General features: G+C 67.9%; 19 protein-coding genes. 14 read left to right on the top strand and 5 right to left on the bottom strand.

All coding sequences use genetic code 11. The annotated features are described in order from the left end of the window. Positions 1 to 50: 50 nt before the first annotated feature. The 9 genes from F618_RS0104860 to F618_RS0104900 are packed head-to-tail and all read left to right on the top strand — an operon-like array spanning position 51 to position 7963. Positions 51 to 620 carry an invasion associated locus B family protein gene (locus F618_RS0104860; RefSeq protein ID WP_026289385.1) on the top strand — a complete coding sequence of 190 codons (570 nt, stop codon included), beginning with the start codon at positions 51 to 53 and terminating at the stop codon, positions 618 to 620. A 43-nt stretch (positions 621 to 663) separates the two neighbouring features. Beyond that, positions 664 to 1227: a Na+/H+ antiporter subunit E gene (locus F618_RS0104865; protein ID WP_019567918.1), complete on the top strand. Its 564-nt coding sequence runs from the start codon at positions 664 to 666 to the stop codon at positions 1225 to 1227. Then, a complete protein-coding gene (locus tag F618_RS0104870) occupies positions 1224 to 1550 on the top strand; it encodes a monovalent cation/H+ antiporter complex subunit F (protein WP_019567919.1) in 327 nt (108 codons plus the stop codon). Before F618_RS0104865 ends, F618_RS0104870 begins: the two co-directional genes overlap by 4 nt. Further along, positions 1540 to 1836 (top strand): monovalent cation/H(+) antiporter subunit G, encoded by a 297-nt coding sequence (locus F618_RS0104875; protein ID WP_019567920.1) that lies wholly within the window; start codon positions 1540 to 1542, stop codon positions 1834 to 1836. Before F618_RS0104870 ends, F618_RS0104875 begins: the two co-directional genes overlap by 11 nt. Then, the gene (locus F618_RS0104880) at positions 1833 to 2828 is read left to right on the top strand and encodes a hydrogenase subunit MbhD domain-containing protein (RefSeq protein WP_019567921.1); all 996 of its coding nucleotides are present in this window, start codon (positions 1833 to 1835) and stop codon (positions 2826 to 2828) included. The genes F618_RS0104875 and F618_RS0104880 overlap by 4 nt, the downstream gene beginning before the upstream one ends. Further along, the gene (locus F618_RS0104885; protein ID WP_018649842.1) at positions 2825 to 3247 is read left to right on the top strand and encodes a cation:proton antiporter subunit C; all 423 of its coding nucleotides are present in this window, start codon (positions 2825 to 2827) and stop codon (positions 3245 to 3247) included. The genes F618_RS0104880 and F618_RS0104885 overlap by 4 nt, the downstream gene beginning before the upstream one ends. Beyond that, positions 3244 to 4728, top strand: coding sequence for a complex I subunit 5 family protein (locus F618_RS0104890; protein ID WP_019567922.1), 1485 nt, complete (start codon positions 3244 to 3246; stop codon positions 4726 to 4728). Before F618_RS0104885 ends, F618_RS0104890 begins: the two co-directional genes overlap by 4 nt. Further along, positions 4728 to 6248 carry a complex I subunit 5 family protein gene (locus F618_RS0104895; RefSeq protein ID WP_019567923.1) on the top strand — a complete coding sequence of 507 codons (1521 nt, stop codon included), beginning with the start codon at positions 4728 to 4730 and terminating at the stop codon, positions 6246 to 6248. The genes F618_RS0104890 and F618_RS0104895 overlap by 1 nt, the downstream gene beginning before the upstream one ends. Next, positions 6245 to 7963: a complex I subunit 5 family protein gene (locus tag F618_RS0104900; RefSeq protein ID WP_019563275.1), complete on the top strand. Its 1719-nt coding sequence runs from the start codon at positions 6245 to 6247 to the stop codon at positions 7961 to 7963. Before F618_RS0104895 ends, F618_RS0104900 begins: the two co-directional genes overlap by 4 nt. An 88-nt stretch (positions 7964 to 8051) precedes the next feature. Here the strand turns inward: F618_RS0104900 and F618_RS0104905 are convergent, their stop codons facing one another. Further along, complete coding sequence (locus F618_RS0104905) at positions 8052 to 8957, bottom strand: alpha/beta hydrolase (protein WP_018168614.1); 906 nt, start codon at positions 8955 to 8957, stop codon at positions 8052 to 8054. A gap of 157 nt (positions 8958 to 9114) precedes the next feature. Between F618_RS0104905 and F618_RS0104910 the strand changes: the two genes are divergently transcribed. Then, complete coding sequence (locus F618_RS0104910) at positions 9115 to 11823, top strand: cation-transporting P-type ATPase (protein ID WP_019567924.1); 2709 nt, start codon at positions 9115 to 9117, stop codon at positions 11821 to 11823. Positions 11824 to 11884: 61 nt separating this feature from the next. Here the strand turns inward: F618_RS0104910 and F618_RS0104915 are convergent, their stop codons facing one another. Continuing rightward, the gene (locus F618_RS0104915; protein ID WP_019567925.1) at positions 11885 to 13912 is read right to left on the bottom strand and encodes a sensor domain-containing diguanylate cyclase; all 2028 of its coding nucleotides are present in this window, start codon (positions 13910 to 13912) and stop codon (positions 11885 to 11887) included. Between the two features lie 40 nt (positions 13913 to 13952). Beyond that, positions 13953 to 14600 (bottom strand): biliverdin-producing heme oxygenase, encoded by a 648-nt coding sequence (locus F618_RS0104920; protein WP_019567926.1) that lies wholly within the window; start codon positions 14598 to 14600, stop codon positions 13953 to 13955. Positions 14601 to 14969: 369 nt separating this feature from the next. On the opposite strand from F618_RS0104920, the gene ettA reads away from it, so the two are divergent. After that, on the top strand, positions 14970 to 16637 hold the full coding sequence (gene ettA, locus F618_RS0104925) for an energy-dependent translational throttle protein EttA (RefSeq protein WP_019567927.1): 1668 nt from the start codon (positions 14970 to 14972) through the stop codon (positions 16635 to 16637). Between the two features lie 111 nt (positions 16638 to 16748). Here ettA and F618_RS0104930 read toward each other — a convergent pair whose 3' ends face one another. Both F618_RS0104930 and F618_RS0104935 read right to left on the bottom strand, forming a co-directional pair. Then, positions 16749 to 17063, bottom strand: a complete 315-nt coding sequence (locus tag F618_RS0104930; protein WP_019567928.1) for a hypothetical protein — start codon at positions 17061 to 17063, stop codon at positions 16749 to 16751. Between the two features lie 97 nt (positions 17064 to 17160). Then, positions 17161 to 17637, bottom strand: coding sequence for a hypothetical protein (locus F618_RS0104935; protein ID WP_019563269.1), 477 nt, complete (start codon positions 17635 to 17637; stop codon positions 17161 to 17163). Positions 17638 to 17852: 215 nt separating this feature from the next. Here F618_RS0104935 and treY point away from each other — a divergent pair, with 215 nt between their 5' ends. Genes treY through F618_RS0104950 form a run of 3 tightly spaced genes read left to right on the top strand, consistent with a single transcriptional unit; the run spans position 17853 to position 24179 of the window. Beyond that, positions 17853 to 20570, top strand: a complete 2718-nt coding sequence (gene treY, locus F618_RS0104940) for a malto-oligosyltrehalose synthase (protein ID WP_026331153.1) — start codon at positions 17853 to 17855, stop codon at positions 20568 to 20570. Then, positions 20567 to 22351, top strand: a complete 1785-nt coding sequence (treZ, locus tag F618_RS0104945) for a malto-oligosyltrehalose trehalohydrolase (RefSeq protein ID WP_019563267.1) — start codon at positions 20567 to 20569, stop codon at positions 22349 to 22351. Before treY ends, treZ begins: the two co-directional genes overlap by 4 nt. Before the next feature lie 4 nt (positions 22352 to 22355). Then, the gene (locus tag F618_RS0104950; protein WP_019567930.1) at positions 22356 to 24179 is read left to right on the top strand and encodes a glycoside hydrolase family 15 protein; all 1824 of its coding nucleotides are present in this window, start codon (positions 22356 to 22358) and stop codon (positions 24177 to 24179) included. The last annotated feature ends 60 nt before the right edge of the window (positions 24180 to 24239 follow it).

Below are 24239 nucleotides of genomic sequence, written 5' to 3' on the forward strand. Positions count from 1 at the left end.
CTGGCGCGCTAGAGTAGGACCACGTTTCAACATCGGAGACCACCCTGATCATGCCTATGGCCATCCAGTCTTTTCGACACGTCCGCCGCAGCCCATTCGTTGCCATTGTTGCGCTGTTGCTCACGGGCCTCGCCGCCCCGGGGGCGGCGCAGGACATGGGACAACCCGGCCAACCGCAGCAGCCCGTGCAGCAGGAGCCGGAAACCACCGTCTACCAGGACTGGGAGGTCGCCTGCATCGACACCCCGAACGGCGAGCGCTGCCAGATGCAGCAGACCCTGCAGATTCAGGACGAACAGGCGCAGGGACTGTTTCTGCAGGCCACCATCCGCCGTGAAGGTGACCAGCATGTGATCGAGGTGCTGGTGCCGCTGGGCGTGGATCTGCGACCCGGTATCCGCATGCAGGTCGATGACGCGGGCGAGGAAATGGACGCCGGCTACGTGACCTGCGTGCAGCAGGGCTGTGTCGCCGGACGCGAACTGAACAGCCAGCAGATGAGCGCGCTCCGAGGCGGGCAGGCCCTGACCGTGGCCTTCCGCGCCCTGCACCAGGAGCAACCGTTCGTCTTTGACGTGTCCTTGATGGGGTTCACCGACGCCAGCAACGAGCTGAGATAAGAGCGCCAGGATCACCTCGGCACCTCCGCCAGTCAGCGACTCGATGACGCCCGCGTCTCGCTCCTCGCAACCGAACCCCGGCTTCCCCGGCCGCGCGCGGTCACGTGGCAGGCGGGCGATCGGGACTGCGGCCGCGGCCGCGCTGCTGTGGTGGGTACTCGCGGGCCACGAGGCCCTGCTGGAACCGCTGGCCCTGCTGGCGATCGTTCTGGCCGGTAGCGCCAGCCTGCTGCTGCCGACCGGCCGGCCGCTCCCGTTACGCCTGCGCGCCCTGCCCGACCTGCTGGGCTTTTTTCTTCGCAACTCGTTTCTGGGCGGCCTGGATGTCGCGCGCCGCGCCCTGGATCCGCGCCTGCCAATCCATCCGGCGTTCGTGACCTACCGAACCGAACTGGCCCATGGGCCGCCGCTGACCCTGTTCATGGCGGTCATTAGCCTGTTGCCCGGCACGCTCAGCATTCGGCTGGAGGGCCGGTTGTTGACCCTGCATGTGCTGGATCGCGACGCCGACACCCGGGCGGCGCTGATCGCTCTGGAACGACGCATCCGGGCCGCCTTCCGCGACCCGCGTGACCACCGCGACAAACGCAACGGGCAAAACTCGTGAGCGTCTTCTACCTGGCTGCGGCGCTGTTCCTGCTGAGCACCATCCTGCTGGGTCTCGTTCGCGTGCTGCGCGGGCCGGGTTCCGGGGACCGGATGCTGGCCGCGCAACTATTCGGCACCACCGGGGTGACGATCCTGCTGTTGCTGTCGATGACGCTGGAGGAGTCCGCCCTGGTGGACGTAGCCCTGGTCTTCGCACTGCTGGCGGTGGTCGCCGCCGTGGCCTTCGTCCGCCAGCACGGCCTGCCGGAACCGCCGGATACCCCGACCCACCGCCAGCATCCCGAGTCCACGGAATCAAGGGAGTCGAACGATGATCGCTAATACCCTGACCGTACTCCTGGTCCTGGCCGGGCTTGTGTTCTTTGCCGCCGGCACCGCCGGGCTGCTGCGCTTCCCCGACGTCTACTCGCGCCTGCATGCGTTGACCAAGGCCGACAACGTCGGGCTTGGGCTGGTGGTGCTCGGACTGATGTTTCAGGCCGCCGGGCCGGCGGACATCCTCAAGCTGCTGCTGATCTGGCTTCTGGTCCTGGCCGCGGGGACCACCGCCGCGCACATGGTGGCGCAACGAACCTGGACCCACGGGGAGTTCGAGTCGGATCGATGAACGGGCTGCTGGTCCTCTTCGATCTGGTCCTGCTGACCGGCATCGTCGGGGTGGCCTGGCGCTGCCTGGCGAGTACCGACCTGTTCCGGGCCGTGGTGCTGTTCATTACATTCGGATTGCTGCTGGCGCTGGCCTGGGTGCGGCTGGAGGCCCCGGACATCGCGCTGGCCGAGGCCGCGATCGGCGCGGGCATCACCGGGGCCCTGCTTCTGGTCACGCTGGAACGCCTGCGCAGCATCATGGCGGAACGTCGCAGTGGCCGCCCGCATACGCCCCCGCCCGACCCCACCGGGCCGCATGCCCTGCTGCGGGCGCTGCACGACCCGCCGCCCGAACGCCGGACCTTCCTGCCCGCTTTGACCTTTGCCCTGGTGGTCGGCGGCCTGCTGGTCACCGCGCTGTGGCACCAGCCGCAGTCCACCGGGCTGGAACCGGTAGTGGATGCGCACATGGACGTCTCGGGCGTCGATCACCCGATCACCGCGGTGCTGCTGAACTTCCGCGCCTACGACACCTTCCTCGAGCTGGCGATTGTCCTGATCGCACTGCTGGGCGCGTGGTCGCTGGGGCGACATGACCTGATCCCGGCGCGTCCGGCCCCGGGCCCGATCCTGCCCGGCACCCTGCGCCTGCTGGTCCCGGTCGCGATCGTCACCGGGGTGTACGTGCTGTGGGCCGGGAGCCACGCCCCCGGCGGGGCCTTCCAGGCCGGGGCCATCCTCGGCGCGGCCGGGATCCTGCTGGTCCTGGCGCGACCCCGCCAGCTGCCAATGGCGCCGGGGGTGCCACTGCGCCTGGGCCTGACCGCCGGCGTCGCCCTGTTCCTGCTGGTGGGGCTGTACGGCCTCGTGGCCGGACACGGCTTTCTCGGCTATGCGGACGCCTGGGCCTACCCGCTGATCCTCCTGATCGAGATCGCGGCGACGCTGTCCATCGCACTGGCCCTGGTGGCCCTGTTCGTGGCCGGGCGCCCGGCCGGGGACGACGCATGAACGGCCTGGCCGAAACACTGGCCCACACGCTGGCACCGGGCCTGTTGTACCCCACCGCTGGGGCCATCCTGTTCGCCCTGGGGCTGTACGGGCTGATCCGCCGGCACCATCTGGTCCTGCGCATCCTGGCCCTGAACATCATGGGCTCGGGCGTGTTCATGGTGCTGCTGGGTGTGGCCGCCCGCGGCGAGGGCCCGCCGGACCCGGTGGCGCAGGCCCTGACCCTGACCGGCATCGTGGTCGCGGTCAGCGCGACCGCCTTCGCCCTGGCTTTGGTGGTGCACCTGACGCGGCTGACGGGCCATGCAGTGATGCTCCCCGGGCCACCGGACGACGACGCCCCGGTGGAAGACATCTCGCGCGGCGAACATCACGCCGACGGCGGCCCCGCCGCCTCGGACGAGGATCGGCCCTCGTGACCCCGGCAAATGCCGAGTGGCTCCCGGCGGCGATCGCCGGGCTGGTCGCGCTGTCGCTGGTAGTGGCCGTATTGGCGACGGCCTGGCCGCGCCAGGCCCATCGCGTCGGCCTGCTGGGGGCGCTCGCCATCACAGCCTGGGTGCTCGGTCTGAGTGCGCTGTTCCTGAACGCCGGGCCGGATCCGGACGCCGCGGCCACAAGGGTGGCACTGGGGGGCTGGGAGGCCCCGCTGGGCCTGATGCTGCATCTGGACGGACTGTCCATGACCCTGCTGGTGCTGACGGCCGTCGTGGGGCTTGCGACCAGCCTCTACAGCCTGGGCTATGTGCATGATCGCATCGAGCGGCGCCAATTCTGGCCCTTGTGGCTCTGGCTGTGGGCCGGCCTGAACATGCTGTTTCTCTCCGGCGATGCCTTCAACCTGTACATCACGCTAGAGGTGGTCTCGCTGTCCGCGGTGGCGCTGGTCGCCTTCACCGGAACGGCCGCCGCGGTCTCCGGCGCAGTGCGCTATTTGCTGGTCAACATCCTCGGCTCGCTCAGCTTCCTGATGGGCGTGGTGCTGCTGTTCGGGGAGCACGGGGTCCTCGATCTGGTGCTGCTGGAGGCCCGCACCGAAGCGGGCCCCACAGAACGCATGGCTGCCGTACTGATGACCGCCGGGCTCATGCTCAAGGCTGCGCTGTTCCCGCTGCATGTCTGGCTGGCGCCGGCCCACGGTTCGGCCCCGGCGCCGGTCAGCGCGGTGCTCTCAGGGCTGGTGGTCACCGGGTCGTTCTATCTGATCCTGCGTCTGTGGATGGGCGTGTTCGCCCCGCTGGCCACCCCGGCCTTCGGCATCCTCGTCGGGATGCTGGGCGTGGCGGCGCTGGTCTGGGGCTCGCTGCAGGCCCTGCGCGCCGGGCGCCTCAAATCGATCGTGGCCTATTCCACCGTCGCCCAGTTCGGTTATCTGCTGATCGCCTTCCCGCTGATGCTGGTGGACCCGGGCGCCTGGCGGGTGGTGGTGTTCTTCGCGGTCGTCCACGCGCTGGCCAAGGCCTCGGTCTTCCTCGCGGCGGGCACGCTGCAGCACGCCGCCGGGCATGATCGGCTAGCCGACCTGGGCGATGTACTGCGGGCGCGGCCGCGCACGGTCTTCGCCCTGGGGCTGGCCGGCGTCAGCCTGATGGGGCTGCCGTTCACCGGCGGATTCATCGCCAAGTACCTGCTCCTGGAGGCCGGCCTGGGCACGGTCCTGGCCGGTAGCGTCATCGGCGTGCTGTGGGTGCTGGCGATCGCCGGCGGCGGCCTGCTCGCGGCGGCCTACATATTCCGGATGGTGGCCCCGGCCTTTCACCGCGGACACGAAGATGCCGGCGAGGCGGTCTCGCCGTGGATGGACTGGGTACCGCTGGGCCTGGCGACTGTCGCGGCGCTCGCCGGGCTGGCCGGGACGCTGACCCTCAACACGCTCGCGCTGACGCCGGGGGCCCCCTGATGGACGGCGGCTGGCTGCTGCTCGCGATCCTGTTCAGCTCCCTCGGGCCGGGGATCGCGATCTTTTTTCTGCCCGAGCATCGCCAGGGCCTGCGTACCGCGCTGAACCTGGGTGGCGCCGGCACCAAGCTGGCACTGGTCGGAGTCCTGCTGGCCGGGGTGCTGCGCGGCGACGAATACCGCTTCAGCCTGCCGCTGGTGCCGGGCATCGACCTGGTCCTGGCCGCCGATGCGTTGTCGCTGCTGTTCGCGAGTCTTTCGGCCGTGCTGTGGTTCGTGACCACCGTCTACGCGATCGGCTACCTGGAGGGTTCGCCCCGGCGCAGCCGCTTCTTCGGGTTTTTCTCCTTGTGCGTCAGTGCGACGGTCGGCATTGCCCTGTCCGGCAACCTGATCACCTTCCTGATCTTCTACGAGATCCTGACGCTGGCGACCTGGCCGCTGGTGGTCCATCGCGGTACGCCGGCGGCGCTGCGGGCCGGACGGCTCTATCTCGCCTACACGCTGACCAGCGGACTGGTGCTGTTCACGGCGATTGTCTGGCTCACGCTCCTGGCCGGAGCCGAGGGCTTCACCCCGGGCGGGTACCTGGACGGTCTCGCGGAGACGCACGCGACCACCCTCCAGATCCTGTTCGTGCTGCTGATGATCGGCTTCGGGGTAAAGGCGGCGCTGGTGCCGCTGCATTCGTGGCTGCCCATCGCGATGGTCGCGCCGGCGCCGGTGAGCGCGCTGCTGCACGCCGTGGCCGTGGTCAAGGCCGGCGCCTTCGGCATCATCCGCGTCGTCAACGACGTCTATGGAACCGAGCTGGCCATCGAACTGGGCCTGACCGCCGGGCTTTTGGTGGTGGCGGCGATCACCATTGTCTACGGTTCCATCCAGGCCCTGCGCACGGACGACCTGAAACAGCGCCTGGCCTTCTCCACCATCAGCCAGGTCTCCTACATCATCCTCGGCGTGGCGCTGGCCGGGCCGCTGGGGATCATCGGCGGACTGGTGCACCTGGTGCACCAGGGCATCACCAAGATCACCCTGTTCTTCTGCGCCGGCAACTTCGCCGAGACCCTCGGCATCCACCGCATCAGCGAGCTCGACGGGGTCGGCCGGCGCATGCCGCTGACCATGCTCGCCTTCACCCTCGGGGCGCTGGGCATGATCGGCCTGCCACCGCTGGCGGGATTCGTGACCAAGTGGCACCTCGGGCTGGGGGCGCTGGAGGCCGGCATGCCCTGGGTGCTGGGCGTGCTGGTCCTCAGCAGCCTGCTGAACGCCGCCTATTTCCTGCCGCCGGTGATCCGTGGCTGGCTCGGTGAGCGCCGCGAGCCGTGGCATGAACCGCTGCAGGCGCATGCCGGGCCGACCCGCTTCGAGACCCACTGGATGCTGCTGTTTCCGGTGGTCTTCACCGCTGCGCTGGGCCTGCTGGTGGGACTCTTCGCCGGGCTGGGGCTGAGCCCGCTGGGCTGGGTCAGCCTGATCGTGCGACGCGACTATTCGCTGCCGGAGTTCGGGCTGTGAGCAGCATCCTCCTGCTCGCCGTCCCACTGCTGCCGTTACTGCTGGCGGTATTCATCGGCCTGCGCCCGGGGCAGGCGCGGCTGAACCGCCTGGTCCCCTGGGCCGCGCTCCCCGGGCTGCTGCTCGCCGCCCTGGCCCCGACCGGGCTGGAGGCGACCTTCGATAGCCTGCTGATGGGGACCCACCTGGCCGTCGACCCAACCGGGCAGGCGTTTCTGGCCCTGACTGCAGGCCTTTGGCTGGCAGCCGGACTATTCGCCCTCGGCGAGCGGCGTGACGACGCCCGGCGCGTGCGCTTTTACGTGTTCTGGCTGCTGGCCCTGGCCGGGAATCTGGGCCTGGTCCTCGCGCAGGACGCGGCATCGTTCTACCTGTTTTTCTCCCTGATGAGCCTCTCCGCCTACGGGCTGGTGGTCCACTCCGGAAAGCCGGAGGCGTGGCGCGCCGGGCGGGTGTACCTGATCCTCGCGGTACTGGGCGAGGTCCTGCTGCTCGCGGGCCTGCTCCTGGCCGTCCACGCCGCCGGGCAATCCAGCCTGGCGGCGGTGGCAGCCGCCCGCCCCGAGGGCTGGGCGCTCGCACTGCTGGTCGTAGGCCTGGGGATCAAGGCCGGCATGCTGCCGCTGCACTTCTGGCTGCCTCTGGCCCACCCGGCGGCCCCCGTACCGGCCAGCGCCGTGTTGTCCGGGGCGATGATCAAGGCCGGGCTGCTGGGCTGGATGCGGTTGCTGCCGCTCGACGCCACCGGGCATGCAGTGCTGGGCGAGAGCCTGGTCCTGCTGGGCCTGGCAGCGGCCTTCCTCGGGGTCCTGGTGGGCGTCCTGCAGGTACGACCGAAGACCATCCTCGCCTACTCCAGCATCTCGCAGATGGGACTGATGACGGTCGGCATAGGCCTGGCCCTGTTGCTGCCGGAGGCGCGCGGCTGGCTGCTGGCCGCCGTCACGCTGTACGCCGTGCATCACGGCCTGGCCAAGGGGGCCCTGTTCCTGACGGCGGGGATGCAGAACCAGTGGCCGGGTACGCGCCTGGCCCGGGCCGCGTTTGTCCTGTTTACCCTGTTGCCGGCCCTGGCCCTGGCCGGGCTGCCTTTCACCAGCGGCGCGCTGGCCAAGAACACGCTAAAGGGCCCGCTGGCCCCCGACGCCCTGCCCGGCTGGCTGGCGCATACGGAGTTGCTGCTGAGCCTCGCCGCAGCGGGCACCAGCGTGCTGCTGCTGCGTTTCCTGTGGCGCTGGCAGGCCGGACTGCGAGCATCCGCCGACGGCCTCGACCGGCAACGGTGGTGGGCCTGGGGCAGTCTTGCACTGATGGGGCTGTTGCTCCCGCTCAGGGTCCTGGTCGTCGGGCCCGGCGGCCTGCCCGTCGAGCCGCGGGACCTCTATGGCCTGGCCCTGCTGTGGCCGATCGCCCTGGGGCTCGTCCTCGCCGGCATCGCCTACCGGCTGATCCGTGACCGCGAGACCCCGCGCGTGCCGGAGGGCGATCTGGCCGTCCTGGCCGAGGCCGCCTGGAGTGCCGCCCGCCGTACCCACCGAAACCTGGCCCCGCCACCACCCCGGCCGCGCCGGATGCCGGCACGCCTGCGCATGCTGCGCCTGAACCTGCGCCAGCGCCTGGAAGACGCCGAACGCGTCCTGACCCGATGGGAGACCATCGGGCTGCTGTTCTCCGCCGCGATGCTCGGGCTCTACCTGACGCTGCTGGTCGGATAGCCCCTAACACGGGCACGAAAAAGGCCGGCCCGGGGAATTCCCGGGCCGGCCTTGCACTAGCGCCGACTTTTTCTTGAGGGCTTACCGATCAGTTCTGATCGATGAAGTCCGCGGTGAAATCGGCCACGTCATCCGCGAAGAAGTCGCGGAAGAAGTGATCGGCACCGTCCACGGTCATCAGGGTGATGTCGCCGCTGTCCTTCACCGCCTCGACCTTCTGCGGAAGATCCGGCACCACGTCGTCCTCGGAGCCCACGATCACCAGCGTCGGGATCTGCATCCCGCGGATCACCGAAGGGGTATCGTTCTGGCGGGTCGGTTCGTAGTAGCCAAGGAAGGCGCGCGGGGTCACGTCCAGCTCCTCGCAATAGAGGAAGCGCACGTCCTCCATCAGGGTCTCTTCCTGGTTCATGCGCTGCAGTTCGCGGGCACGATCCAGCATCACCTGCAGCGGCAGGCCGCTTTGCTCCTCGAAATCCGCCGCAGCCTCATCCTCGTCAAAGGTGGAAGCCGCCACCAGCACCAGGGCGCGGATGCCGTCCGGGTCGTGCTCGGTCAGGTAGCGGGCGACCTGATTGGCCCCACGGGAGTGCCCGAACAGGGTGACCGGGCCGTAGCCTTCGTCCTGCAGCCACTCGTGCCACAGGCTGACCTCCTGCAGGTGATCGTCGACCCCGTGACGCACCGGGGCGTCGCACTCGAACATCCCTTCACGCGCATCGATGCCGTAGCTCAGGTTGATCGACAGGGAGTTCAGTCCGTGCTCGGCTAGCAGGTCCTGGACCCCCGCCATCACCTCCATGCGCCCGTGCGCCAGGGTGCCGTGCAGCATCAGCACCACACCGTCGGAGGGACTCGCCCCCATGCCTTCCTTCATGTGCCCGACCAGGGTCAGATCATCGTGTTCCAGCGTGACCTTCTCCGCGGCTTGAGCGGCCGGGGCCACCAACAATGCTGCGGCCGCAAGGGCGGCCGTGGCGATCCAACGGGACATGGGGAACCTCCTGGGTGGTTAGCGTGATCCAATAGACTCAGTAGCGGTGGGAAAATTCCGCCCGAACGGGCGGGCGTAGTCCTGACAGCGCGACCTGCGCAGCGCATGATAGGCAAATCTGGAACGGCCCCGCCGCCGCCACCTTGACGGTAGACGCATGAGCAATCGTGACCCATCCCTCGACTGGCACGCCCTGAAGACCGGCGAGGTCCTCAAGCGCCTGGAGGTGGACGAGCACGGGCTCAAGTCTCCGGATGCCGAACAAAGGCTGCAGGACGTCGGCCCCAATCGCCTGCCGGAAACCGCACGCACCGGACCCATCCGGCGTTTCCTGCTGCAGTTTCACAACGTGCTGATCTACGTACTGATCGCCGCGGCCATCGGCACCGCTTTCCTCGGGCACTGGCTGGATACCGGCGTGATCCTGGGGGTGGTACTGATCAACGCGATCATCGGCCACATCCAGGAGGGCAAGGCGGAAAAGGCGCTGGATGCAATCCGCCAGATGCTCTCGCCGAAGGCGCAGGTGCTGCGCGACGGCCAGCGCCGGAGTATCCCTGCGGAAGAGCTGGTCCCCGGCGACATCGTCTACCTGCAGGCGGGAGACCGCGTCCCGGCGGACCTGCGCCTGACCGGGGCGCACAACATGCGCATCGACGAGGCCGCGCTGACCGGCGAATCGGTCGCCAGCGAGAAGCAGACCGCCCCGGTGGAGCCAGAGGCCGACCTCGGCGACCGCGTCTCGATGGCGTATTCCGGCACACTCGTCGCCTTCGGCCAGGGGCGCGGCGTGGTGATCGGCACCGGGGCCGATACGGAGATCGGGCGCATCTCCACCATGATCGGCGAGGTGGAGACCCTGACGACGCCGCTGCTGCGCCAGATCGCGCAGTTCGGCCGCTGGCTGTCGGTGGCGATCGGCATACTGGCCGCGGCCACCTTCGCCTTTGGCTTCTGGGTGCGCGACTACGACCTGGTGGAGACCTTCCTCGCGGCGGTCAGCCTCGCAGTCGCGGCGATCCCCGAGGGCCTGCCGGCGATCATGACCATCACCCTGGCGATCGGGGTACAGCGCATGGCCGCGCGCCACGCGATTATCCGCCGCCTGCCCGCGGTGGAGACCCTCGGCTCGGTCACCACCATCTGCTCGGACAAGACCGGCACCCTGACCCGCAACGAGATGACGGTGAAGAGCATCGTCACCACCGCGGCGGAGTACGAGCTGACCGGGGTGGGCTACGAGCCGCACGGCGGGATTACCCGCGACGGCCAGGAGGCCGATCCGGAATCCGACCCGCTGCTCGCGGAGATCCTGCGCGGCATCCTCCTGTGCAACGATGCCGAGGTCTACCCGAAGGACGACGCCTGGACCATGGAGGGTGACCCCACCGAGGGGGCCCTGATCACCGCGGCGATGAAGGGCGGGCTGGACCCGAAGCTCGTGAACAAGGAATTTGTGCGCGACGACGTGATCCCGTTCGAATCGTCCTACAAGTTCATGGCCACCCTGCACCACGATCATGAGGGTCACGCCTTCCTCTTCCTCAAGGGCGCGCCAGAACGCGTGCTGTCCCTGTGCAGCCACCAGCGCACTAAAGATGAGGATGAACCGCTGGACTCCGAACACTGGCAACAGTGGATGGATGATGTCGCCGCCCGTGGTCAGCGCCTGCTCGCTCTCGCTACCCGGCGCATGGAAGGGCTCCGTCGAGAGCTCGAGTTTGGCGACATCGAGAACGGGGGGCTCACCCTGGTCGCTGTCTGCGGAATCATCGACCCGCCGCGTGAAGAGGCGATCGAAGCGGTGGCTCACTGTCAGGGAGCCGGGATCCGCGTGAAGATGATCACCGGCGATCACGGCGTCACCGCACGGGCGATCGCCGACGAACTGGGCATCAACACCAAAGGCGGTGTGGTGGTCGGCCACGAACTGGACAACACCTCGGACGATGACCTCAAGGCGATAGTCCAGCGCGTCGACGTATTCGCCCGTACCACACCGGAGCACAAACTACGCCTCGTGCGCGCGATTCAGAGCCACGGCGACGTGGTGGCCATGACCGGTGACGGCGTAAACGACTCCCCTGCACTCAAACGCGCCGATGTTGGTGTGGCCATGGGGCTGAAGGGCACCGAGGCCGCACGCGAGGCCTCCGCAATGGTACTGGCCGACGACAACTTCGTCTCCATCGCCAATGCGGTCGAAGAAGGCCGAACTGTCTACGACAACCTGAAAAAGGCGATCATGTTCCTGCTGCCCAGCAACGGGGGGCTGGCCTTCACGATCGTCGCTGCCATTTTGCTGGGTCTGACCCTGCCGCTAACTCCGGTGCAGGTGCTATGGGTCAACATGGTCAGCGCAGTTACCCTCGGCTTGGCGCTGGCCTTCGAACCTACCGAGCCGGGCGTCATGCAACGCCCTCCTCGCCCGCCCAATTCGCCTATCTTGTCCGGCTTCCTGCTCTGGCGCGTCAGTTTCGTGTCCACCCTGCTGGTCGCCGGCGCCTTTGGCCACTTCCTGTGGCTGGAGCAGCAGGGGGCGGAACACGAGTTCGCCCGCACGGTGGCCATCAACACCCTGGTGATGGGGCAGCTGTTCTTCATGCTTACCAGCCGTTCTCTTCTGGCGCCTGCTCTCAGCCATGCAAGCCTCGTCGCCAGCCGACCGGCCCTGGTCGCAATCGGGATCCTGATCGTACTGCAGAGCCTCTTTACCTACGCCCCGCCACTGCAGCTGCTGTTCGGCACCACCGCCATCGGCCTGGAGGAATGGGGCCGCATCCTCGTGTTCGGGATCGTCCTGTTCACCTTCGTCGAGCTGGAAAAGGCCTTCCTGCGCCACCGCGGCTTCAACCCGCACCAGTAAGTCGGGCCGCTGCACAGAAATGCCATCACCACGGAAAATCCGAGCTGGAAGGATTGCGGCTTCAACCCGCGCTGACTTCGACCCGGTTGCGCCCGCCCTCCTTGGCGGCATACAGGGCCAGGTCTGCGCGCTTGACGATGCCACGTCTCTGATCACCCTCGCGGTATACCGCCACGCCGAAACTGGCGGTCACACTGCCGTAGTCACGGATCTCCAGGCCCGCGATCGCCGCGCGCAACCGTTCTGCCAGGCGGGTCGCACCCTCGAGACCGGTGTTGGCGGCCAGCACGAGGAATTCTTCACCGCCCCAGCGACCCGCAAGATCGGCATCGCGCATGAAGGTCGAGACGGTCCGCGCCACCGTCACCAGCACTTCGTCCCCGGCATCGTGACCCCAGGTATCGTTGAAGCGCTTGAAATGGTCGATATCGAACATGACCAGCGCGCAAGGTCGCCCGTAGCGTTCGGCCACGGCGATCTCCTGGTCGATCGTTTCCTCCATGCGGTAGCGGTTCCACAGGCCGGTGAGATGGTCGCGGGTGGCCAGGCGCTCGAGCCGCTGATTGAGCTTGCTGATCTCGCCGGCCGCGATCAGCACGGCCAGATCGCTGGCCAGGTCGGTCGCCGCGCGCAGTTCGACCGAGAGCCAGCGGGCACTTTGTCCGCGCACGGTTTCCTTCCAGGAAGCGAAACTTTCGCGCGGTGACAATCGGCCGGTTTGCCGGTCGATGGTCTTTTCCGGGTTGCCGGCCCAGATACGGGTTTCGGCCTTCTCCGACCGGAAGAACAGCAGCCAGGCGTGACGTGCATTCCGAATCGGCAACGGTACCGCCAGCAAGCCCGCGGCCCGGGCGGGCTGGCAGAACGCCCCCAGCCCGGTCCGGCCGAGCTCGCTTGACGACCAGGCCAGCTCGCCGGTGCGATGCTTGTTCAACCAGGCGACAATGCCATTGATCGACTCGGCATCCGGCACAGTGCCCACGCCGGCACTCTGATCGCCGGCGGCCAGCACCGCACCACTCGCCCGGAACACCTGGAGCCAGTCCTTGCCGTGTCGCTCCAGCAGTTCTTCCGGCTCGGGAAACTCACCCCGTTCGTCGACCAGGACGTCGCGGCTTTCATTGGCGCGCTGAATCAGCACGGCGTCGTCGCGGGCCTGTATCAGTTCCAGCTGGAAACAGGCCGTCTGCACCATGGCGCGCAAGGCATCACGTAGCGCCGGCGACAGGATGTTGGGCGAAGCCGCGTGGCAGGCCAGCAGTCCCCACAGCCGACCATCCAGATGCAGTGCAATCGACATCGAGGCGACCACGCCCATGTTGGCCAGATAGGTGACATGGATCGGCGCGACCGCGCGCAGGATGCCGCGCGACAGGTCCAGGGCGGAATCATCGGCCGGGTCGCTTTCGGGGACGAGCGGCACGGCTGCGGCCGATGCATCCGGGATGTCACGCACGTGCTTGATGCTGTAGAGCTGACGCACCTGGGCCGGTATGTCGCTGGCGGGAAAGTGGTGGCCGAGGTAGCTATCGGCCCCGGCGGACAGACTTTCGGCGACAACGCTGCCGTTCCAGTCCTCGTCGAACCGATAGATCATCACCCGATCGTAGCCGGCCAGTTCGCGCACCAGGGCGGTGAGCGCCCGCAGCAGCCCGTCACGGGTCGTATGACCGGACAGCTCCGTCTGCCAGTCGGCCATGGCGCCAAACAGCCAGCGCTCGGGATTGCCGGAAATCGGTTCGAGTTCGGCCACCACTCGCGCACCGCTGCGATACGAGAGCAGACGAAACCGCTGTGACCGGCCGCGGATCCGCAGCGACACGATCATCGCACCGTAACGGTTCGGGGACTCAAGCTGGGTGCGGATCTGATCGAGCCAGCGGCGCGTGAACAGCCGCTCGGGTGTCATGGCCAACGCATCCGCCACCCGCATACCGAGGATGGATTCGAGGTTGGCGCTAACCTGGCGAACCTCCTGGAGCTGCTCGTCCATGGCAATCAGCGCACCATGCGGCTGAATCGCTCCCGGGATATGCACCGGCTCGCGCTCGCAAGCCTCGAGCGCGGCGTCCAGTTCCGGCTCGTCCATATCCTTCATCTCCTTCGCGGAGTGACAGCGGGCAGTGAATTTATCGCATTTCGACAGCGCGTTCCCTGCTGTCGAAAGCATCCAGCTCGGCCTGGTAGTCGGCGAACGCCTCTTGGGCGCCCGCTACCGCCTGCTCGAGAGCATCATCGACTTCCAGCTCGCGCTCGAGCGTCGCCAGCAAGCGACCAAAGTCGTCGGGCACGATGGTCTCGCCGAAAAAACGGCAAGGCACCGTATCGCCCAGGCTGGAATGGATGCACCGGGCAATCACCGCACTGCCCTGACGCGATCCCTCCAGTACGTAAACCCGGCCCCACCAGGCCGCACGTCCATCCGAAAGGTCCGGCGGCGTCTGCGAGACCGGAGGGACGGGCTGGCCCAACGCGACCAGGTCCGCTTCCAGTCGCGCGAGACGTGGTGACAGCTCGAATCCCGACTCCGCATGATGGCGGCTTGCATGAACCCACCGCTCCAGTCGGGCATGCGGTCGGCACATCGCCGCAAGCGATTCCGCGTACTGCTCGCGGGTAAGCGCGCGACCGGTCAGCTGCTGCATCAACCGGTGCTGATCCAGCGCCTTGTGCGCGGGCGCCGTGCCCCTGCGCAAGGCCTGGTGTGCGCGCCCCCGGTGATACCTTCTCATTGCATGAATGGTAGCAGCTTGCGCCGAGCCTGTGCCGTCCAGCATTCCGAGTACTGGGGCTTTCGCGCCGATATTCCTCGAGCCCCGGCTTGATGCCTCCGGGTCCAGTCCCGGATGGCAGAAAGGAGACGCAGTCGCATGGGGCACCGTCGCAGGGCCGCTGCGCTCCCCGATTCATGGGACGACCCGAGCTTTCCAGGGCGGCCCAGTCCCCCCACCCGCTCGTTGAACGGCTTGATCGCTTCATTCGACACACACCTACCCGGATCGCGGAGTTGCGGGGACCGCCCGCGGTGGAACCCTGGCAGGCCGCGAGACACGCCCCTGACCCCCTTGGGATGGTAAAGTGCCGACCCAGCGCGGGCCACGAGTGGCCCGCCCCCTCATCCAAACCGAATTCGTCGCAGGAGCACCATGGCGCAGTACATCTTCACCATGAACGGCGTGGGCAAGATCGTCCCGCCGAAGAAGTACATCCTCAAGGACATCAACCTGAATTTCTTCCCGGGCGCCAAGATTGGCGTGCTGGGCTACAACGGCGCGGGCAAATCCACCCTGCTGCGCATCATGGCAGGCGTGGATACCGACATTGTCGGCGAGGCGCGCCCGCAGCCGGGCATCAACATCGGCTACCTGTCGCAGGAGCCGCAGCTCGACGAGAACAAGGATGTCCGCGGCAACGTGGAAGAGGCCGTGGCCCCGGTCAAGGAAGCCCTGGCCGAGCTGGATCAGGTGTATGCCGCCTATGCCGAGCCGGAGGCCGACTTCGACGCCCTGGCCGCCAAGCAGGGCGAGCTGGAGGCGAAGATCGAGGCCGCCGACGGCCACAACCTGGAACGCAAGCTGGAGGTTGCCGCCGACGCCCTGCGCCTGCCGCCATGGGATGCCGACGTGAAGAACCTCTCCGGGGGGGAACGCCGCCGTGTGGCGCTGTGCCGGCTGTTGCTGTCCAACCCGGACATGCTGATCCTCGATGAGCCGACCAACCACCTGGACGCCGAATCCGTGGCCTGGCTGGAGCGCTTCCTGCAGGAGTTCCAGGGCACCGTGGTTGCGGTGACCCATGACCGCTACTTCCTCGACAATGTGGCCGGCTGGATCCTCGAGCTGGACCGTGGCCAGGGCATCCCGTTCCAGGGCAACTACTCGCAGTGGCTGGAACAGAAGGAAAAGCGCCTGAAGCAGGAAGAAAAGTCCGAGGCGGCCCGCGTGAAGGCGATGGAGTCCGAACTGGAGTGGGTGCGCTCCAACCCGAAGGGCCGTGGTGCCAAGAGCAAGGCCCGCCTGAAGCGCTTCGAGGAGATCGCCTCCACCGACTACCAGAAGCGCTCCGAGACCAAGGAGATCTACATCCCGCCGGGCCCGCGTCTGGGCGACAAGGTGCTGGAGGTGGACAACCTGTCCAAGCACTTCGGCGATCGCGTGCTCTACCAGGGCCTGTCTCTCTCCGTTCCGCGCGGTGCGCTGATCGGCGTGATCGGCCCGAACGGCGTGGGCAAGACCACCCTGTTCCGCATGATCGCCGGCCAGGAACAACCGGACGAAGGGACCATCGAGCTGGGCGAAACCGTGCAGCTGGCGTATGTCGACCAGAGCCGCGATGCCCTGCAGGACGAGAAGACCGTCTGGGAGGAGATCTCCAACGGCCAGGACATCATCCAGGTCGGCAACTTCCAGATGCCGTCACGTGCCTACGTCGGCCGCTTCAACTTCAAGGGCACCGACCAGCAAAAGCGCATGAAGGACCTCTCCGGTGGGGAGCGCAACCGCGTGCACCTGGCCAAGCTGCTGCAAAGCGGCGGCAACTTCCTGCTGCTCGACGAACCGACCAACGACCTGGACGTGGAAACCCTGCGCGCGCTGGAAGAGGCACTGCTGGACTTCCCCGGCTCCGTGATCGTGATCTCGCATGATCGCTGGTTCCTGGACCGCATCGCCACGCACATCCTCGCGTTCGAGGAAGACGGCAACGTGGTGTTCTTCGACGGCAACTACCAGGAGTACGAGGAGGACCGCCACAAGCGCCTGGGCGCCGCGGCCGACCAGCCGCACCGGGTCAAGTACAAGCGACTCGCCTCCTGATCCACCCCGAAGGCCCGGCACCCGCCGGGCCTTCGCCTTTCCGCGCCCCGACACGCCACGATCCGTTCACAGGCAATACCCGTTTCATCTGGCGCCCTGCGCGGCTGGAGACTACGGGCCCCGCGGCCGGGTCTTCTCCACGAATTCCGTGGTAAACCCTTCCAGCTCTGCATCTTCGATCAGCCCGTCATGACGCATACACCTGAACTGATCCAGGGCCTTCGAGCGGGCATGGCCATCGAAGATGAACGCAAGGCGCTCGTTCGCTTCGTTCAACTGCTGATAGAGATCCAGAAAGCGTTCGTGATTCGACCGGTCTTCCTGTTCCATTGTCGCCCAGCAATCGGCCAGCGCTCGCTCGCAGTAACGATCCAGCGCGGTCTCCTTCAGCCGGCTGAACCGCTTCCAGTCCGACTCCTTGATCATTCCGGCCGCCTCCTGAAACTCGACACGTCAGGTGGTCAGGCGAGTGCGCGCCCAACAGACCGAAAATAATGCAACGGCAGCGATGGGCCCGCCAACCCTACCGGCGATCGCAGGTCGCGGTCAGGCGCCCGTCCACCGGCTCCGCCGTCATCTCCATATCCACGAATCGGCCGTCGGCCTGCAGTTCGCTTCCGTCGATCTGGACCAGCGGCTCGGCAGCACCTCCGGCGGCACTAATCCACTGCTGGCCCATACGGGTCCGATTGGCCTCCAGCACCTCGCCCCCCGCACGAAAGTCCCCAAACTGCAGCGACACCGAGTGCGTCAGCATCCCCGCAACCGCATTGCGCGAGGCAAATACCCGCAGCGGGCCGCGATCCGTATCCGCGCGCGCCACCAGCGTCTGGTAGCGGTCATCCGACTCGCCCGAGAAATCACAGACCTCCATCTCCAGCACGTACTCCTCGCCCTCCAGGACCAGCGTCGCGGCCCCGGCCGCGTGCGCATTCCCGGAAACCAGTACAACGGAAAACAATGAAACCAGACAGGCGGGCAGGACCAGCGCTCGACGCATACGGGAACTCCTTCGCATGGATGGGGGGGGGTATGCCGGAAGCTTACCCCATTACCCCGCGAAGCTCCTGCCTCCTGCCATGCGGTCCATCCCGACGGCCGTGCCCCAGTTTCTGGGCATTGGCCGGCGATGCGGATTCCCTTCGTTCGGGATGTGGTCCATATTCGAGTTAGCGGTCGGATTGCCCGGCCGGTCTGCCTTCGGGACGGAGGGCGATGCAGGGATCCATCAGCAGTACAGGAAGCGCGGGGTCCGCGGACGGCCGCGAGAGGCGACAGGCCCAACCCGAGCGAATCGCGACTTGTCGCCTGCAGATGCACCCAGGGTTCACGCTGGACGACGCGGCCGCGATTGTTCCCTATCTCGCGCGGCTGGGGGTTTCGCATGTCTATCTGTCGCCGATCCTGCAGGCGGTGCGCGGCAGCACCCACGGCTATGACGTGGTCGACCCCTCGCGGGTCAACGAAGAGCTTGGCGGCGAACCGGCACGCCAGCGCCTGTGCGCGGCACTGGAGGCCGCCGGGATGGGGCTGGTACTGGACATCGTACCCAATCACATGGCGGTGGCCGGGGACCAGAACCCGTGGTGGTGGGATGTGCTGGAGAACGGCCCGTCCAGTCCGTTTGCGACGTACTTCGACGTCGACTGGGAGTCCTCGGAGGAGCGCTGGCCGAACAAGGTCCTGCTCCCGGTGCTGGGCGATCATTACGGCCGTGTCCTCGAGGCCGGCGAGATCCGCCTGCACTATGGCGCCGGGCTGTTCGAGCTCGCCTATTACGAACACCGCTTCCCGCTGGACCCCTCTTCGCTCAACGAGCTGCTCGACCGCGCCTGTCGCGCCACGGGTATCGAGCTGCTGGGCTTTCTCGCGGAATCCTGTGCACGCCTTCCACAGCCGCATCTGACCGCACACCATACGGTGGGGCGGCGCCACCGCGACCAGGACGTGATCCGCCAGCTTCTGGACGACACGACCCGCCAGGACCCGGCAGCCGCCGAGGCAATCGCGGCCGAGGTCGAGCGGATCAACGCCGACCCCGACGCCCTGGACGCGCTGATCGACAAGCAGAACTACCGGCTGGCCTGGTGGCGCACCGCCGGCCGCGACCTTGGCTACCGGCGGTTTTTCGACATCAACGACCTGGCCGGGCTGCGGCAGGAGAAGGAGGAGGTCTTCCAGTCCGTGCATGCGTTGCCGGTCCGCTGGGTGGCGGAAGGCTCGGTGCACGGCCTGCGGGTCGACCACCCGGACGGCCTGCGCGACCCCCGGCAGTACTTCAGCCAGTTGCACCACGCCTGTCCGGACACCTGGATCGTCGCCGAGAAGATCCTCGAGCCCGGCGAGCAGCTGCCGGACGACTGGCCGATCGCCGGCACCACCGGCTACGACTTCCTCAACCGCGTGCAGGGGCTGTTCGCGGACCCGGCCGGCGAGGCCCCGCTGACACGGCTGTTCGAGGAGCTCACCGGCGAGGAGGCCGACTACCCGGGACTGGTCTACGAATCCAAGCGACAGGTACTCAAGGACCTGCTCGGCAGCGAACTCAACCGCCTGAGCTCGCTGTTCGTGGATATCTGCGAACGCCACCGCCGCCACCGCGACTACACCCGCCATGAGCTGTACCTCGCCCTGCTGGAGGCGGCGGCCTGCTTCCCGGTCTACCGCACCTACGTCACCCCACGCGAAGGCGGCGTGACGGACGCCGACGTCGGCTGTGTGGAGACCGCGACCCAGCAGGCCGCCGAGCGCAGCCCGGAGCTGGACAGCGAGCTGCTGCAGTTCCTGCGCAACCTGCTCCTGCTGCGCATCCCCGGCGAGCGCGAGACCGAGTTCGCCCTGCGCTTCCAGCAGCTGACAGGCCCGGCGATGGCCAAGGGCGTGGAGGATACCGCGCTGTACCGCTTCCACCGCCTGACGGCACTCAACGAGGTGGGTGGCGACCCGGGAAGCTTCGGGTTGTCGGTGGACGAATTCCACGAGGCCAGCGCCCGGGCCCGCCACCCGGAGGCGATGCTGGCCACCTCGACCCATGACACCAAGCGCAGCGAGGACGTACGCGCCCGCCTGCTGCTGCTCTCCGAGATGCCGGAGGCCTGGGCCAGGAGCGTGCGTCGCTGGATGCGTCACAACGCCCGCCACCGCAGTGGCGGGTGGCCGGACCCGGCCACCGAGTACCTGTACTACCAGACGCTGGTCGGTGCCTGGCCGATCGACGCCGAGCGCATGACGGCCTACATGGAAAAGGCCGCACGCGAGGCCAAGCAGCACACCAGCTGGACCCATCCGCAGGAGGACTACGAGCAGGCCCTGCGCGATTTCGTGGCCGGCACCCTGGATGACCCGGGGTTTCGCGAATCGCTGGAGTCGTTCCTGCAGCCGCTGGTCGGCCCCGGCCGCACCAACAGCCTGGCACAGACCCTGATCAAGCTCACCGCCCCGGGCATCCCGGACATCTACCAGGGCAGCGAGCTGTGGGACCTGAGCCTGGTCGATCCGGACAACCGCCGCCCGGTGGACTTCGACACGCGGACCCGCCTGCTGGAGGAACTCGCGCACCTCTCGCCAGCGCAGATCAACGCCCGCGCCGACGAGGGACTGCCCAAGCAGTGGGTAGTGCACCAGGCCCTGGCCCTGCGCCGCCGCCACCCGGAGTGGTTCCGCCCGGACGCGGCCTGTACCCCGCTGCGCGCCAGCGGCGAACGCACCGGGCACGCGGTCGCCTACCTGCGCGGCGAAGGGGCGTTGGTGCTGGTGCCGCGCCTGATACTCGGGCTGGCGGGCGACTGGTGCGGCACCCGGCTTGCGGTTCCACCCGGCACCTGGCACAACCGCCTGTCCGGCGCGACGCTGCGAGGCGGTGACTACCCGGTCGCGGAGATCCTCGATGCGTTTCCGGTGGCCCTGCTCGAACGCGAGGAGGCCACGTCATGACCACCGTTAGCGTGTGGGCCCCCGAGGCGCATCAGGTCGAACTGGAGTGCGGTGGCAGCCGCATGCCAATGGACCGCCGCGCGGACGGCTGGTGGTCGCTGCAGACCTCGCGGGTGGTGCACGGCAGCGACTATGCCTTCCGCGTCGACGGCAACGGCCCGTTCCCCGACCCGCGCTCCGCCTGGCAGCCGCAGGGCGTGCACGGCCCGTCGCGCTGGCTGGAGCATTCCCGCTTCGTCTGGAACGACGCCGGCTGGCAGGCGCCGCCGCTGGCCGCGGCGGTGATCCAGGAGATCCACGTCGGCACTTTTACCCCGGAAGGCAGCTTCGACGGCGTGATCGACCGCCTCGATCACCTGGTCGACCTCGGCATCACCCACCTGGAGCTGATGCCGGTGGCGGCATTCCCCGGCGAGCGCGGCTGGGGCTACGACGGCGTCGACCTGTACGCACCGCACCACGCCTACGGGGGCCCCGATGGCCTGAAACGGCTGGTGGATGCCTGCCACCGCCGCGGCATCGCGGTGCTGCTGGACGTGGTCTACAACCACCTCGGACCGGATGGCAACTACCTGGCGCAGTTCGGCCCCTATTTCACCGACCACTACCAAACCCCGTGGGGCGACGCCGTGAACCTCGACGGCCCCGACAGCGACAGCGTGCGCCGCTTCTTCATCTACAACGCCCTGATGTGGCTGCGCGACTACCACATCGACGGCCTGCGCATCGACGCGGTACACGCGATTGTCGATACCTCGGCCACCCATTTCCTGGAGCAGCTCGCCGCCGAGGTGCAGCGCCTGGGGCGGGCGCTCGGGCGGCATCTGGTGGTGATCGCGGAGAACGACCGCAACGACCCGCGCGTGGCGCGGCCGGTAGAGGCCGGCGGCTACGGGCTGGACGCGCAGTGGAACGAGGACTTCCATCACGCACTGCATGCCCTGCTGACCAGGGAATCCGACGGGTACTACGCGGACTTCGGACGCCTGGCGGATGTCGCCCGGGCGCTGACGCGAGGCCTCGTCTATGACGGGCGCTACTCCCACTATCGCCGGCGTACCCACGGGCGACCGGCCTCCGACCTGCCCGGCCGGCGTTTCATCGGTTGCCTGCAAAACCACGACCAGGTTGGCAATCGGGCCCTGGGAGACCGAATCAGTGAAGGCGTCTCGCCGGGACTACTGAAGATTGGAGCGGCCCTGGTGATGACCAGTCCCTTCGTGCCCATGCTGTTCCAGGGGGAGGAATGGGCGGCCGCGACGCCGTTTTTGTATTTCACCGATCACCCGGACGCCGACCTGGGGCGCGCGGTGACCGAAGGCCGCCAGCGCGAGTTCGCGGCCTTCGGCCGGGGCACCGATCCCGGCAACGTCCCGGACCCGCAATCCATCGAGACCTTCGAACAATCCCGCCTGGACTGGGACGAGCTCGCACGCGAGCCGCATGCCGACATCTTGCAGTGGTACCGGGCCCTGATCGCCCTGAGGCATGCCCACTCGGCGTTCGGCGACGACCGTCTGGAGGCGATCGAGGCGCATTTCGACGAGGCGGCACGCTGGTTGATCGTGCACCGGTCGGGACTGCGGGTGGTGTGCAACCTGCACCCTGCCCCGCAACGGCTGGCGTGCCCGGGCGCCGCGGCCGGTCACCTCCTGCTCCAGTCCGATACAGGTATCGTGGTGGGTCCGGACACCCTGGAGCTGCCCGGCGAGTCCGTCGTGATCCTGGACGCGCCTGCCCCCTCCTGCCTGCCCGGCCAACCGTCCATGTCAAAGGAGTGATCCAGTGACCGTATCCGACCGCCCCGTACACCGCATTGACGGCTACCTGCCGATCGAGGAGCACGGCCTGATCGGGAACTGCACGACTGCCGCCCTGGTCGGTCGCGACGGGACCATCCCCTGGATGTGCGTCCCCCGCTTTGACTCCGAACCCTTGTTCTGCGCGCTGCTGGATCACCAGCGCGGCGGCGCCTTCACCGTGGCCCCGGAACCCCTGGTCACCTCGCACCAGCGCTATATTCCGGATACCGCCGTCCTGATCACCGAGATGACCGGACCAGAGGGGCGCGTCCGGGTGACCGACTGTCTGCCCCTGCGCGCAGGGGCCGACCTCTCGGAGGACGCACCCGCCGGACGGAATGAGCTGCTTCGCCGGATCGAGGTGCTGGAGGGCCGGGTACACCTGCGGGTCCGCGTTACACCCCGGGGCGGGGCGGATTTGTATCCGCACGGGGCCGGGCTGGGCCTGGCGTTGCACCGCCAGCCCGACCTGGAACTGGCCCTGAGCTCGTCCCTGCCGCTGGAGGACGCGGACAGCCTGCATGAACTGGAGGCCGGGGAGCAGCATCACGTGCTCCTCGGGTGGGGGCCGCATACGCATCGGTTCCAGCCCCGCACCCCGCAGGACCTGCTCGAGGCCACCCTGCTGGTCTGGCGACGCTGGATGACGCACTTCAGCTATGAAGGGCCTCGCGAAGACCTCGTCCGCCGCTCGGCTGTCACCCTCAAGCAGATGGACTACACCGCGACCGGGGCCATGATCGCGGCACCGACATCCTCCTTGCCGGAGGCGATCGGCGGCCCGCGCAACTGGGATTACCGCTACGCGTGGATCCGCGATGCGGCGTTCTCGGTGTATGCGATGAGCGACATCGGCATGACCCACGAGGCCGCCGGGTTTATCGGCTGGGCCCTGGACGCCGTCGATCGCGCGGGCTGGCCCCGGGTGCTGTACGACGTGGACGGCCACCTCCCGCAACCGGAGCGCAGCGATCCCGAACTGGAGGGCTACCGTGGTTCGGGGCCCGTTCGCTGGGGGAACGGCGCGGTCGAACAGCGCCAGCATGACGTGTTCGGGGAGATCCTCGATTGCGCCTGGCGCTGGGTACGCTGGGGCGGCACGCTGGACGATCACCTGTGGCAGCGCCTGCGGCGCCTGGTCGAGTCCGCCAAGACCGAATGGAAAAACCCCGACCACGGGATCTGGGAAGTGCGCACGGCCGGACGACCGTTTACCTACTCCGCCGCCCTGTGCGCGGTGGCCCTGGAGCGCGGAGCCGCGCTGGCCGAGCACAATGGAATGGGCGGGGACAGCGCCCTCTGGCGCTCCGAGGCGCGGCAGATCCACGAGGCGATCCTGGGACAGGCCTGGGACCCCGAACTCCAGAGCCTGACCGAACATCTGGGCGGCGGCGGCATCGACGCGAGTCTGCTGGCACTACCCGGACGCGGCGTCATCCCCGCGGATCACCCGAAGATGGTGGCCACTACCGTGGCCGTCGTCCGGCGCCTGGGTGCCGGCAACGGCCTGCTCTACCGCTATCTGCCGGAGGAATCCCCGGACGGACTGCCCGGGCACGAGGGTGCGTTTGTGCTGTGCAGCTTCTGGCTGGTCGACAATCTGGTCGGGCAGGGTCGACTGGAGGAGGCCCAGGCACTGTACGACTCCCTGTGCGACCGCACCAATGCGCTGGGTCTGCTCCCGGAACAGATCGACCCCGCTAGCGGCGCTTTCCTCGGCAACTTCCCGCAGGCGTTCAGCCACGTCGGCCTGATTTCGAGCGGCATCAAGCTCGCGCGGGCGCTGGAGCGAAGCCGGGAGCGTTGAGAACAGTCAACTCACGTTAAGCGGTGCCCGAGGCCCGAAAGGCCTCCGGACTGGGGAGAC

It is taken from the genome of Thioalkalivibrio sp. ALMg13-2 (genome assembly GCF_000381185.1).
Lineage (GTDB): Bacteria > Pseudomonadota > Gammaproteobacteria > Ectothiorhodospirales > Ectothiorhodospiraceae > Thioalkalivibrio > Thioalkalivibrio versutus.